Source organism: uncultured Shewanella sp., assembly GCF_947501665.1.
Taxonomy (GTDB): Bacteria; Pseudomonadota; Gammaproteobacteria; order Enterobacterales; family Shewanellaceae; genus Shewanella.
Window position 1 is genome coordinate 105,590 of sequence record NZ_CANMWS010000020.1, and the last position, 13,158, is coordinate 118,747.

Genomic DNA, 13,158 nt, shown 5'->3' on the forward strand with positions numbered 1-13,158 from the left:
AACCCACCAAATGGTGGGTTTTAACCTACTCGCTTACTGGGCTTTCCAGCTCACTTCTAAATTACTAAAACTGCTATAAGCATAGGCCCCAATATACCAAGTTCCAGCTACTGGGGTATCCATCGTACAGGTTTCTTCATTACCATTTTTAAATGGACGACAATCATAACTAGACTGCGTCGGCTCTCCGGCTTGTCTAACATAAAGATCCGCATCACCTGAGCCACCAGTTGTTGACACAATCAAGGATTGCACATCATCTGGCACTGTTATTTGATATTGAAGCCAATTCCCGGCATTTGCCGATTGGTCAAGCCAGCTACCACTGTCCCCTCCTCCAGTCCCCTCAGAAAAAGAGCCCAATAATGTCATCCCAGCATAACTTGCATAACCACGGATCATCACGTAATAATCTCCCGCAGCTGTCGGCGTAAATTGACAACTCTCAATATTCCCTCCTACATAGGGACGACAATCATAGTCATCTGTTGTCGGCCTAGCACCCAACTTCACATATAAATCTGCATCTCCAGTTCCGCCTGAAGTCGCGATAGTGACGCTGCTGGCTTGGTCGGATACAGATAACACATAATTCACTTCGCTGCTTTTGGCCCCCGATAAATTGGTCACAGGTACATCATTGACCAAAGGGATACTATCATCATTACCAACCTCAGTATTGAAGCCCAATTCAATAGCAAATGCCATGGCTAATTTTGCAAAGTTAAGCTCATGGTTACCCGTTGCATCGAGTTTATCCTCAGTATCATTGATGGTATGAATAGAGCGATTATACTGACTCATTCTTGCTTCAAATGGCATGCTGGCTGGGTAACCTAAATTATGCCATGAAGCATGATCTGAACAACCATACCCACAACTATCAGTTCCATAGTTGACGCCAGGTAAATAGGTATCAACTAAGCTCATTAAATAACTATTAAGTCCTGAATCAGTGTAATCATCCATAAACACAATATCTTCAGTGCTACCAATATACCCAGTCATATCAAGCTGCATCACAGCAATAATATTGTCATTATCCGTAGAAGCTTGACTGGCAATTTCTCCACTGCCTCTCAATCCCACCTCTTCAGCGGCATACCCCATAAACTTAATGGTTCTTTTAGGCTGAATGCCTTGCGCCATAAAAACTCGAATAACTTCTGTTATCGTTGCAATACCAGAGGCATTATCATCGGCACCAGGTGCCTGCATATTATTCCCTGAACCCGAGTTGCTGATAGAATCTAAATGCCCACCAATAACAATAATATCATCAGGCTGTTCGCTCCCCGTTAAAGTTAATATCACCGAGTCTTGAGACCATGAAGCATGAGGGTAATAGCTCATGCTTGCCCAACTCTCAGTACTACTCAGTTGGCTCCAAGTATCACCAATCCATTGTGCTGCACTAACGCCTTGAGTGGAATTATAATAACGATTATCAAACGCAGAAAGTGTACTAATAGAGGCAAGCAAACTGGCCGTAGACAGTAATGGTAAAGCTGCATTCACTTTATCAGCCTGATTAATAGGCGGTGGGTTAAACGCTAAGGAATGAACTGGCAATTGACTTACCGCATACGCTTCTGCCTCTGATTTATGCACCGTAAAGCCACCACAACGATGATGTTCCTCATGCATTAATGTGCTTAAAGTTAGGATTTCTTTTTCAGAAATTTTCGCTATCATTTTATGTTGCAAATTATTTGGGCTACTGGGCACAGATACACTTGCATTCACTTGCTTTAACACATTAAATGTATCTGCATCCGTTGTTATCCATAAATCATCAGCATCACTATTTGATGCTAATAACGCTCCCGAAAAGCCCAATAATAAAGTAGTCAAAACGCGCTTCATTGTTATTTTCCTTTCAATTTTATTGATGAAACATCCTTTTGCCTAAACTCGAAAAAATCAGTGCCAGTTAAACTTGCTGCGTTATTTGATAAATCTTTTAAAATAAATAGTTAACTTATATCAGTCACATTCATTCATACTCACAGCCGAATTTTGTCGATATCAAAGTAGGATTTCGTACACAGAAGCAGGCAACAACTCGAAGTCTCAACACAGATAGAAGCAAAATAATGATATTCAGCGGTATGCATAAACTGAGATCAGGCTACAACCCATTGACTGATGAATAGCATCAGCATAGGAACATTTTTATTATATACAGATAACAATTCGATAACACTAATTTAGTGTTATCTTAATTAATTTTTACTCACGAAAGTCATTTATTGCTATTTGTCTTCGGCCTAACTATCACCCTAAAAAGGAAAGATATGAGACTAATTACACTATAAGATTAAAGTCATTATGTGACGCTAATCAACATCATGTGTGACCCATTGTCGCAATCAATAATTTACTATTTGACCTCGCGAAAGGTTTATTGACAATGCCCGCCTCAATGATCAAATAGAGTTACCATGACGTTCCAACACTTTTCATTTTATGGCGCTATCACTTTAATCCTTCATTTAACGCCTCAACACTTGGCCTTGGCCCATACTCAAAACCTTAACAATATTGAAGGGGATTGTGATGAACATATCGTGATCACCAGCGATCGTATGCTTGAGCCCGTCAAAATCAGTACCGATCCTAAGAAACCAAGACTACCGCTTCCCGCATATGATGGCGCAGGTTTCCTAAAAACTATCACAGGGTTTAACGTTGGCCGTAAAGGAGGTGCAGGTGGCGATCCTTCATTACGTGGAATGGGCGGTTCTCGTGTCAGTATTGTTGATGATAGCCAACATGTGTATGGGACTTGCGGAGGCAGAATGGATCCCCCTACTGCTTATATCTATCCAGAAACCTATTCCAGCATTACCGTCATCAAAGGCCCGCAAACGGTAAAATATGGTCCAGTAGGATCAGCAGGGACCGTGCTATTTGAAAAAGATCGCCACCGTTTTACCGAAACAGACTTTGAAGGTCGTCTCAGCAGTACTCAAGGCAATTTCGACCGACAAGATTATGTGGGAGCGTTAACTCTAGGCTCAACTGAAGGTTACATCGATATCGATGCCAATCAATCTAGCAGTGGAAATTATAAAGATGGCAACGGCAATAGAGTACAGTCTCGTTATGATCGCCACAATGCCAATATTGCGCTAGGTTGGACTCCCACAGATGAGAGTGTCATTGAACTCGCTTATGGCTACTCCAATGGCCAAGCAGAATATGCGGATCGTTCCAATCAAGCCCGTGAAATTAAAAATGAGAATGTGAGTTTACTCGCCCAATTTGATTTTGATCTCACCTTTTTAAATCAAATAGAAATTCAAGCATACAGTAATCACAATAATCACATCATGGATCAATTTGATCTGGGTGTGAATTCAGGTGCGAATGTCAGACGTAATACCTCAGGTGGGCATGTCTGGTTTGAACTCAGTCCTAGCCACAATGCCTCTCTCATTTTGGGCGTCGATTATATGCAAAGTCAACATAAAGGGCGTTACATCGATAAAACCCAAGACAATGGACTTGATGATCTACTGGCAAAACCTTTTAGAGATAACCTAAAATATCGAAATCAAGCACTTTTCAGTGAATTAACCTACGCTATTGCAATAGGTCAGATCATCACAGGTATGAGATTTGATCATTGGAATACTGAACTATTTGTCTCACAAACGGGTCAACGCCGTGATGATCTCATGAGTGGTTTCACTCGATTGGAAGTGCCTGTTAATGCAAGTCAATATTATATCGGCCTAGGTCATGCCCAGAGAATGCCCGATTATTGGGAGCTAAGAAAAAAATCAATCAATGATCTCACTCAAGAAGCCTTCTCTTTGAGACCTGAAAAAAATACTCAGCTCGATATTGGTTGGATTTACCAAGGTGACATTGGCCTATCAACATCCCTTTTCTATAGCCATATTGATGACTATATTTTAATTAATACAAATACTGAAAAGACAACAGCCTATAATATTGATGCTACGGTTTGGGGAGGAGAAATTGAACTGAATGTCCCTATCAGTGAGCACTGGTCAAGCCAAAGCAATATTAGTTATAGTCATGGGCAAAATGAAACAGAGCATACTCCCCTTGGGCAAATATCCCCATTAGAGGCTAGATTCTCAGTTAATTATGAATACCAAGCATGGACGGTTGGCACACTTTGGCGAGTGGTCGCAGCCCAACACCGTATCACCTTAGGTGAAGGGAATATTGCCGGACAAGACTTAAGTCAAAGCAGTGCCTTTAATACATTTGCACTTAATGCTAGCTGGCAGCATGACTTAGGTATTCTCATCAGCCTCGGTATTGAAAATCTATTTAATACGACTTATGCAGAGCATATTAGTCGCTCAGGCGCCAGTAATGATGCGCCAGGCAGTGAACCTATGTTTCAAGTAAATGAACCAGGTCGTACGACTTGGGTTAAAGTTGATTATACTTTTTAACCTTACATGTAAATAAAGAGATCCCCCACCAGGAGATAAATGACTTATCAAGAAACTCTCTATCTTGATAAGTCATCAAAAAGCATTAATACCTTCTATAATATACCTACTTGCCCTAAGCCTTAATTAATGGATATATTATGAAAGCCTATAGTATTATTTGTTGCTTTTTTTATATGGTGAGTTTCAATATTTCCGCTCAATCTACTTCAGAAATCACCACTCCTTTTCAAGCCAGTGCACAATCTTCACTGCCAACCTCGTCAGAAATTAATGTTTATTTAAAGCAAGTGACTAAAAAAAGTGACTTAGCATCCATGGTTCAACTGGGCTTATCGGCAGGAAAACGGCCCATCAATGCCATTCGTCTTTCTAAAGATCCCAAATTTCTTAATGATGGGCTCTCTGCGCCTAAAAAACTCACCGTCATGCTAGTTGCCTCCCAGCATGGTAATGAACCTTCTGGTGCAGAAGCCATGCAAATCCTGATTAAAGACATTGTATTTGGCCAAAATAAAAAGCTTTTAGATACAATGGATTTACTCATTATTGTAATGGCAAATCCAGATGGACGAGATTTACAATCACGTTCTAATGCCGCAAATGAAAACCTCAATATTGACTATACGGCCGTAAAATCAAGTGAAACACAAATGTACATCAATGTGCTCAATGAATATCAGCCTAATGTATTGTTCGATATTCATGAATCAGGTATTTACAAAAGAATACTTTCGGGTGAACAAGGCTATATGACTGATGTGGAAGCACAATTTGAAATAGGCAATAACCCTAATATTGATTTTGCTTTACGTGACTACAGCGAAAATATTTTCTTACCAGCATTGATAAAAGCAGTCAATCAAGCTGGCCTCAGAACCAAACGCTATCAAGGAGAAATTACTCAACTCAAACAAGCCGTACGTCGAGGAGGTCTAGGGATTTCAAATCTAAGAAATTATGCTGCTATGCAAGGGATTTTATCTGTATTACTTGAAAATCGCCTAGACAGTAAACAAGGTACCTATCCTAGCCCAAGAAATATTAAAGAAAGAGTACGCAAACAATTACTCAGCACTGAAACCTTTTTAAATTTAGTGGCTAACAATGCCAGTACTATTCTCAATGTCACAGACAATGCAGCTGAGCACTGGTCATCAGGATCTGAAAATGAAAAAGAAATCGCACTCAATGTGCATTTTGATACCAATAAACAACAGCCAGTCACTCAGATACCGCTCACTAAAATAGCCACTGGAAAAAATATACTACAAGAATTTGCCAATAATGATGCTATTATCGCTGAAATGACTATCCCTTTGCCCAAAGCGTATGTCATTAATAAACATCAATTGCACTTTAAACAATGGTTAAGCCACCACCACATAAAACATTATTTAATTGAAAAAAGTCAAATACTGACACTGGAGTCCTTATTTGCAAAAAATATCAATACCGCCAATAAACATAAACCCGGTATTCGAGATTTTGTCAGCTTAACACTCATGGGTAAAATTCAAAAAATACCCGTTACGACAGCTGATATCTGGATCCCACTGGATCAACCGAAAGCCGCACTTGCTGCTATTATGCTCGATCCTCGCTCTTCGACAGCTATTTTTCAAGAGCCTAACTGGCAGCCTTTACTCAAAGAAGCTCCCTTAGCCCTGTCTATTTTACCTAGAGGAAGCCAAATACAACGTCTAGCCAAGCCATAACACTTTGAGGCGACGATTTAATCTACCTTCAGCTTTTAAATACAGTTAAGGAAATATCAGTGATCCCACAAAATAAACGTGTATTTCTTGGATTTTCGTTAACCGAACAACAAACCCAAATAGTATCACTTGTTCAAAGACAGCTACCAAACAATGTGAGATTAGTCCCTAAAAATAATTTACACATGACCTTAGCTTTTTTAGGGGAGATAGGCCCAGATCAACTCAGCCAGCTCAATGAACAAGTCACTCTTATTAAAAAACGAACAATCGAAGTGACATTGGATCAACTCGTCTATTGGGAAAAACCCAAAATAATATGTTTGAAAGGCATAGCGAATGACGCAAGCTTACTCCAATTAACTAAAGACACTAAATTTATTGCAAAAAACCTAAACTTACATCGAAGTGAATACACTTATACGCCCCATATCACCTTATGCCGTAAAGCAAAGTCTGAAATGGAAGCACTCATTCACCATATTAGCCATCAGCCACTCACACTCAGCCCGAAGCAATTGCACCTATTTGAATCTTTTCTCGGCAAAAATGGCGTCGAGTACCCTATTCTTGAAAGTTGGACGCTTGGGTAAAAAGAGCCAAACAATATTGTTTAATAATTTGATAGATAAAAAGATAAAGCAGAAGAAGCGAGCTTAATAAAGCTCGCTGAGGTTTGACAAGCAGTTTAATGTGATTCTATTTCAGCGAAATGCCATTAGAGACCATACGCAAAAAAACTAACATTAATTAACTCAATTAGTAAATGTAAACGGCACCCGAATTACTTGCAGAACTATCGGCTTGATCACCTTGGATACCTCTTGCTGCTGAATCTTCATCCCTATCACCTACAGCTAATATGGATCCCGACGCATCAATGGCTAACGCATGACCAAAATAACCACTATCAGTGTTATTAGAAGGCTTAACCATTTTACACAATTGCCAAACGTTATCGATGAACTGATAGTGTTCCACTCCACGCAGGTTTTCACTCACGCCAACTTCGGCCGCCGCGTTAGTAGAAACCACTCTAAAGAGTGATTGGCCATCGGCAGTCAATGCAACGCTACCCCAAAGATTGTTAGGGTGCATGATATCTAATGCCCCCTCAAACGCCCAAGTGTCCTCATCTCTGCTATAGATATAAGTATTGGTCGTATTATTCACCGCAAGGCGATCACCATCACCGCTCAGACTAAGTCGACGCCCAAACTGCTCACCGACTACTGTGCTTTTAATATAAGCTTGTTGCGACCAAGTACCTTCGCTTTGACTAAACACATACACGGCACCATTATTTTCAGCCGCATTATCGGTTTGATCGCCACCTACGCCTGTAGCCAAAGAATCCTCATAACTGCCTCCGACCACGATAGTGCTAGCATCCTCACTCATCGCTACTGAAGAACCAAAATAATCCCTTTCATCCGTATTGCAGGCCTTGAGGTAAGCAGTTTGCGACCAGGTGCCATCAGCAAAGATAAAGACATAGACTGCACCACTCCTCTCACTGCTATTATTAGCCTCATCTCCATTGACTCCGGTGGCACTCGAGTCCTCCATACGAGCACCAACAACAATTGTATTACCGTTTCCACTAATAGCTAAAGAGCTCCCAAAGGAATCCCCCGTATCTGGTTTGCTGGCCTTTAGCTTCACTTGTTGTATCCAAATATTATCTATATAGCGAAACACGTATACCGCACCACTAGCACTCACAACAGAATCGTCTCCGCCTGCTGTTACAGCTAAAGTTAAACCATCTTGGCTTAACGCAACTACATCCCCGAAAAAGTCAAAAGCAGCAATACTCAAAGGCTTAACATAAGCCGTTTGTTGCCACACTCCCCCTTCACGGCGGTACAAGTACACCGTACCAGCATTGCTCATGCTGTTATTGGCCTGTTCGCCATTGATGCCTGTAGCATTAGAATCCTCAGCGCCCGCCCCCACGGCCATCAACTTACCGTCACCACTTAAGGCTACTGAAGATCCAAACCAGTCAAGCGCTTCGGTATTTGAGGCTTTAAAATAACCAATAGCGGCGTCCAATTGCAGACGAGATGGCGTAGCCATGTTACTGACCACTCGGTGCTCACCATTGGTGGCACGAATGAAAAATTGCGGGTTATCGGTAAGTAGCGCCGCATCCAGATAGACGCTGTTCTCGCTGATAGTGACAGGCTCACCCAATGGGTGACAAAAATCACTGAGGGATAAGCTAGCATCATAGAGGCAGACCTGATATTCGCTGGCCCAGTTGTTGGAGTCACTCCAGTCCAGCGCAAAGGTTTTGACCCCAGTGGCGAGAATATTAATTTCGTCTAACACAATTTCAGTGGGGATGTCTTCTTGCAAATACAACAAGTGATTTACCACAGAAAGTGGCGTGTACTCTTGCGTAAAGCTGGCTCTTAAGTCACCCTTCTCCGCGCGAATACTGTGCTGACCTGCGGGCAAGTGCAACTTGATGGAGGCGGTTTGATATTCACTGCCTGTTAAGCCCACAAGGGTATTGTCGACATAGATCTCAGTGCCAATGACCAAGGCGGGATCGTTATCTGTGGTAACGCTCAGCATCAAGGTGGATAGCAAGCTGCCGCTGATTTGATGAGACACATCAATACTCAACTCACAGCCTTTAATTTGATTTTCACCCAATTCCACCTCAAAGGCGCAGCTCGCCAGCGGCGCATCAACATAGGTATTATCGTCACGTTTTTCATAGAAGCTTAAATAAGCCATGGCGGTTTGTTCACCTGCTTCATTGATTTGAGTATCAAACTGCGGCAATTGTGCGTCGCCTAGCTGGTAAATATCATCTTCAAACACAAAACCGTGCAAGGTTTCACTGCTAATACTATTTTCACCACTCCCAGCACTGAGCCGCATGATCATGACTAGGTTATCAACGCCGGAGACACGCTCGACTAACACTTCTGGTACTTGAATGTTAATTTCACTTAAACTGTTATCGCTTGCAAAACTAAAGTCCACATCGGCGTTCAGCGGAATAATATCAATGGGAGTATTACCGCCTGCTGTCAACTCAATATTGATCTCCCCCGTGCGCATCATGCCCACAAGACGGTTATCATCATAGAGTTTAACTAAAATATCGTAATTACCATCCCCCAATGGCAAGGTCACATTGGTCAAACCAAACTCGGGATCCAGCTCATAAATAACCTCATCGCCACCGTCGATAATTAATCCCAGTTTTGGCAGACTCAATAAAGCTAACTCATCGGGTGAGAATTGAAAATTTAAGGTCGCGAGCTCATCGATGTCTTCTAAGATCACTAAGGTTTCGCCTAAGTGCGGCTGAAACAACAGCTCTACTTCAGGGCTTGTGCCCTCAACAATCACTTCCCCTAAGGCTTTAGCCACATATTGCTGCTCGTCATGTTCAATGGCGATAATGAAATCATAGGTATCTGGCGTTAATGCCAACGTGCGATGGGACACTATGCTGCCATCTGTTTTTAACGTCAGCGGCCAGTCAAAGGTTTGCACTTCACCTGTTGTCACTGAGGTGGCCTGCATTTGACCATCGAAACGGGTATCTTCTGAAACCACTAAATCAACAGGCGATGCATTTAGTATACTGCTACTTTGAATTTCCTTATTATTCACTTGCGCCAACGCATCCACACTGGGCTGCTTAGAAGCACTATGCATATCACTAGCAGTATTTAAATTGCTGACAGTAGTGCTAGCTGCCTCATTGTTATTGCTTATGCTTTGACGATACAGCGCGGCAAAATGCGACGTCACTGTGACTTCCATTTGGCTCGGCGTGCCACTATCTTGAGTCTTAGTATTTGCCTTCTCAGAAGAGTCACTGCCACCACAAGCTGCGACACTCATGGCCAATGCAATGGGGCTTAAACGCTTTACTAAACGGATATTTTTAAACAGATCAGACATCTTATTCCTATCTTCCTTTATTCCATGGACACAACCCACATGAGTTACTGCACACAAGTGTATCTATTTTCAACACAAAATAAAGAAGATGTAAAAAATAACAAATAAATATCAATAAGTTAACTAAAAATAGAACTATTTAAAAAGGACTAAAATAGTGATTAAAAAGAACAGAAATAGGCTTGCATAATCCAATTAATGGTCTTAGTTTGCCTAATATTGTCCTCTTGTTTATTTTTAAGAAAAATGTTCGATAATCAAACAGAGATGAACACTCACTAACCTCAAATAGGAAGTAAACCTACAAGTAGAATATGCTAGAAGAAATAAGCTAAAAAAATTGATTAATTCTCTGGTAAATTAATTTCTGTTTAAAACCCATATGAAATGAATATATCGTAAATATAGACTATCAAAAATACACGTATCCTATTATATCAATTCACTCCATTTACACCTTACTAAGCAATATCAATAAAGCTCGTGCACTTAACACTAAGGTAATGCACAAAATGCACAGCCCCACGACATTACCAAACCAGCGATTTTTATGGCTACCTAATTTTTTAGTATTCATTATCCAAAGTAAAAATAATGTCACTATAGGCAGCAAAATACCATTAGCCATCTGAGCAAGAAAGATTACAGAAATAGGTTCATAATCCAGACTCGATATCAGCGCTCCAACCAATAAAACTCCCCCCCAAATCACTTTAAATGATATTGAGTGTAAATCGCGACTTAAATTCAAGATTTCGCTTAGTGCAAATGCCGCAGCAAGTGGGGCTGTGATCGCAGAAGAGAGTCCAGCAGAAACTAACCCTATGGCAATAAACACGCCTGAAAATTCCCCCATAATAGGGGTTAAACTTGGCGCTAAATCGGCTGCATGAGTAATGTTCATCCCCTTACCAAAAAATGCCATTGAAGCAGTTGAAACTATCGCAATAGAAATCAAACATCCTAACGGGATGGAAATGAAAGTATCTTTTCTAGCCAATGATAAATCACTACTTTTATGCCATTTTTTGCACACGATCGATGAATGCAGAAATAGGCTGTATGGCACCACACTAGTGCCAATCAATGCAATCACCGTTAAGCTTGCACCAGTAGGAATAGTGGGAACAAACAAACCTCGAAAAAAAGGCACTAATTCAGGTTTAGTCGTAATAAATGTCGCTAGAAAAGCCATACTCATTAACCCAACTAAAGCGATTAAACTACGCTCGATCAATTGGTACTGCCCTTTGAATAGAATAATAAAGGCAATAAAACTAATAAGTAATGGCCAGATTGAAACATGAGCATAAAGATAAATATTAGAAAATAAATGAGATAAACCTAAACTGGCCCCTAAAATATTGCCACTTTGATAAGCGCCATTACCAATAACAATGGCAATAACAATAAGACTTCCAATTGCCACTTTCAATAAGCGACTGTCACACGCTTCTCGAAGATTTTCCGCCAATCCTTTTTGCGTGACAATACCTAAACGAGCCGCCATTTCTTGTAAACTTATCGTCACTATCACTGAAAACAACAAAGCCCATAACAATGAAAAGCCATAATCAGCACCAGCCAATGACGCGGTGATTACTGTACCTGGGCCAATAAAGGCAGCAGTTACCAGAAAAGCAGGCCCAAGTTGAGGGAGTTTCATATCCTAAGTCACTATTGCTAAGTGTTGTCCCTTTAGTTATAGCAAGACTCATTCAGTGATGCCCGTATTGAATAAACAACACTGCTTGTACCATTCCTCTTAGCATTAAAGGTAAATGCTGATAGTTTGTCTATTTCGGTAAAATAGCGCTTTATACATATGGGTTAAACGACTTTGCTGAGCAACTGAATTGAAGGTAAAAATTTTTCTTATAAATAAAGAGAAACATCAATCCATATCGCCATGTTTATCACCAATACCAATATCACCTTCAGGACGACAAGTATTCATGACTTTATCAACTATTTCATTCGTTAAACTAGGGGCTAATGTCTTTAAACAAGAAAATTGAATCGCCTTATTACGTTTTTGTAAATCGCCATCGGGATGCTTATTTTCAGCCGGTTTTACATCAGCAAAGCAATCCTTCCAAGCTTCAACGGTGATCTTATTGCCTACAGTATTGGTTGGGATCCCCAGCACTTTTGCATAGTTAGGAACAATGCACGATCCCACATTTCTATTGGGATCATTATCAGCAAAAACACTACGCATCATGATCACAGGTAAGATAAGTAAGAAAAACAAAACAATTCGATTCATAACACACCTTCTCCAGAGCATTAAACTCACATAGTTAAGACCAAAGCAGCTCAATTAAGTTCACAGCTTTAAATATGCAACATACTAATTACAATAGAATAATACCAAATTGATTCCATAATTAATCACTCACCTTTACGGGTTTCAAAACACGCTACATTGCGTTGGTCACGTCCAATATAAGGACCATATGAATAAGAAAAGTAGAGCGAGTGGTATTCAACCTTTCTACTTTTCTATATGAGAATGTCATTTTTAAAAACAAACAAAACAAGAGTCGCGCCTGTCATGGCCAGCTACGGGGCCATCAATCTGCATCCAACATTGACTGGCATTCCCTATATCCATATAGGTCACCACCCTCCGCGTAGACCCACAAGGACGTGGGGAATGCAGACAATGTCGGGAATAATTGTCGTAAACCCACAAGGATGAGGGGAATGCAGACAATGTCGGGAATAATTGTCGTAAACCCACAAGGATGAGGGGAATGCAGACAATGTCGGGAATAATTGTCGTAAACTCACAGGGATGTGAAGAATGTAGAAAATGTCGGGAACAATTTTCTACCAGAGCCAGCATCAAGCTTTGCTTGATAAGCGCAGACTCTTCACCCTACTATCACATGAAATGAAACATGCTCTGCATGTACTTCCCTATTTCCCCATGTGAGAGTAGGTCATTTTCCCCATGTGAGAGTAGGTCATTTCCGCCAAATAAAAAAAAGCCCTAGCATTTCTGCTAGGGCTTTCGTTTTATTTGGCGTCTGGAAATGACCTACTCTCACATGGGGAGA

The 13,158-nt window shown here is 40.8% G+C and carries 7 protein-coding genes; 3 read left to right on the plus strand and 4 right to left on the minus strand.

Features of this window, described 5'->3' with window-relative positions:
• Positions 1-33: 33 nt before the first annotated feature.
• Positions 34-1,866: a M20/M25/M40 family metallo-hydrolase gene (locus Q0976_RS16165; protein ID WP_299494899.1), complete on the minus strand. Its 1,833-nt coding sequence runs from the start codon at positions 1,864-1,866 to the stop codon at positions 34-36.
• 578 nt (positions 1,867-2,444) lie between these two features.
• Between Q0976_RS16165 and Q0976_RS16170 the strand changes: the two genes are divergently transcribed.
• From Q0976_RS16170 to thpR, 3 genes are all read left to right on the plus strand, one after another.
• Positions 2,445-4,439, plus strand: a complete 1,995-nt coding sequence (locus Q0976_RS16170; RefSeq protein ID WP_299494900.1) for a TonB-dependent copper receptor — start codon at positions 2,445-2,447, stop codon at positions 4,437-4,439.
• A 140-nt stretch (positions 4,440-4,579) separates the two neighbouring features.
• Entirely contained in the window at positions 4,580-6,157 is a 1,578-nt protein-coding gene (locus Q0976_RS16175) for a M14 family zinc carboxypeptidase (protein WP_299494901.1), read from the plus strand.
• Between the two features lie 59 nt (positions 6,158-6,216).
• Entirely contained in the window at positions 6,217-6,750 is a 534-nt protein-coding gene (thpR, locus tag Q0976_RS16180) for an RNA 2',3'-cyclic phosphodiesterase (protein ID WP_299494902.1), read from the plus strand.
• 166 nt (positions 6,751-6,916) lie between these two features.
• Here the strand turns inward: thpR and Q0976_RS16185 are convergent, their stop codons facing one another.
• The 3 genes from Q0976_RS16185 to Q0976_RS16195 form a co-directional block, all read right to left on the minus strand.
• A complete protein-coding gene (locus Q0976_RS16185; RefSeq protein ID WP_299494903.1) occupies positions 6,917-10,093 on the minus strand; it encodes an FG-GAP repeat protein in 3,177 nt (1,058 codons plus the stop codon).
• Positions 10,094-10,544: 451 nt separating this feature from the next.
• Complete coding sequence (locus Q0976_RS16190; RefSeq protein ID WP_299494904.1) at positions 10,545-11,759, minus strand: Nramp family divalent metal transporter; 1,215 nt, start codon at positions 11,757-11,759, stop codon at positions 10,545-10,547.
• A 228-nt stretch (positions 11,760-11,987) separates the two neighbouring features.
• Positions 11,988-12,362, minus strand: a complete 375-nt coding sequence (locus Q0976_RS16195; protein WP_299494905.1) for a hypothetical protein — start codon at positions 12,360-12,362, stop codon at positions 11,988-11,990.
• Positions 12,363-13,158: the final 796 nt, after the last annotated feature.

Coding starts and splice junctions, on each gene's coding strand:
- Q0976_RS16165 (WP_299494899.1), bottom strand. CDS start 1,866: ATGAAGCGCGTTTTGACTACTTTATTATTGGGCTTTTCGGGAGCGTTA.
- Q0976_RS16170 (WP_299494900.1), top strand. CDS start 2,445: ATGACGTTCCAACACTTTTCATTTTATGGCGCTATCACTTTAATCCTT.
- Q0976_RS16175 (WP_299494901.1), top strand. CDS start 4,580: ATGAAAGCCTATAGTATTATTTGTTGCTTTTTTTATATGGTGAGTTTC.
- Q0976_RS16185 (WP_299494903.1), bottom strand. CDS start 10,093: ATGTCTGATCTGTTTAAAAATATCCGTTTAGTAAAGCGTTTAAGCCCC.
- Q0976_RS16190 (WP_299494904.1), bottom strand. CDS start 11,759: ATGAAACTCCCTCAACTTGGGCCTGCTTTTCTGGTAACTGCTGCCTTT.
- Q0976_RS16195 (WP_299494905.1), bottom strand. CDS start 12,362: ATGAATCGAATTGTTTTGTTTTTCTTACTTATCTTACCTGTGATCATG.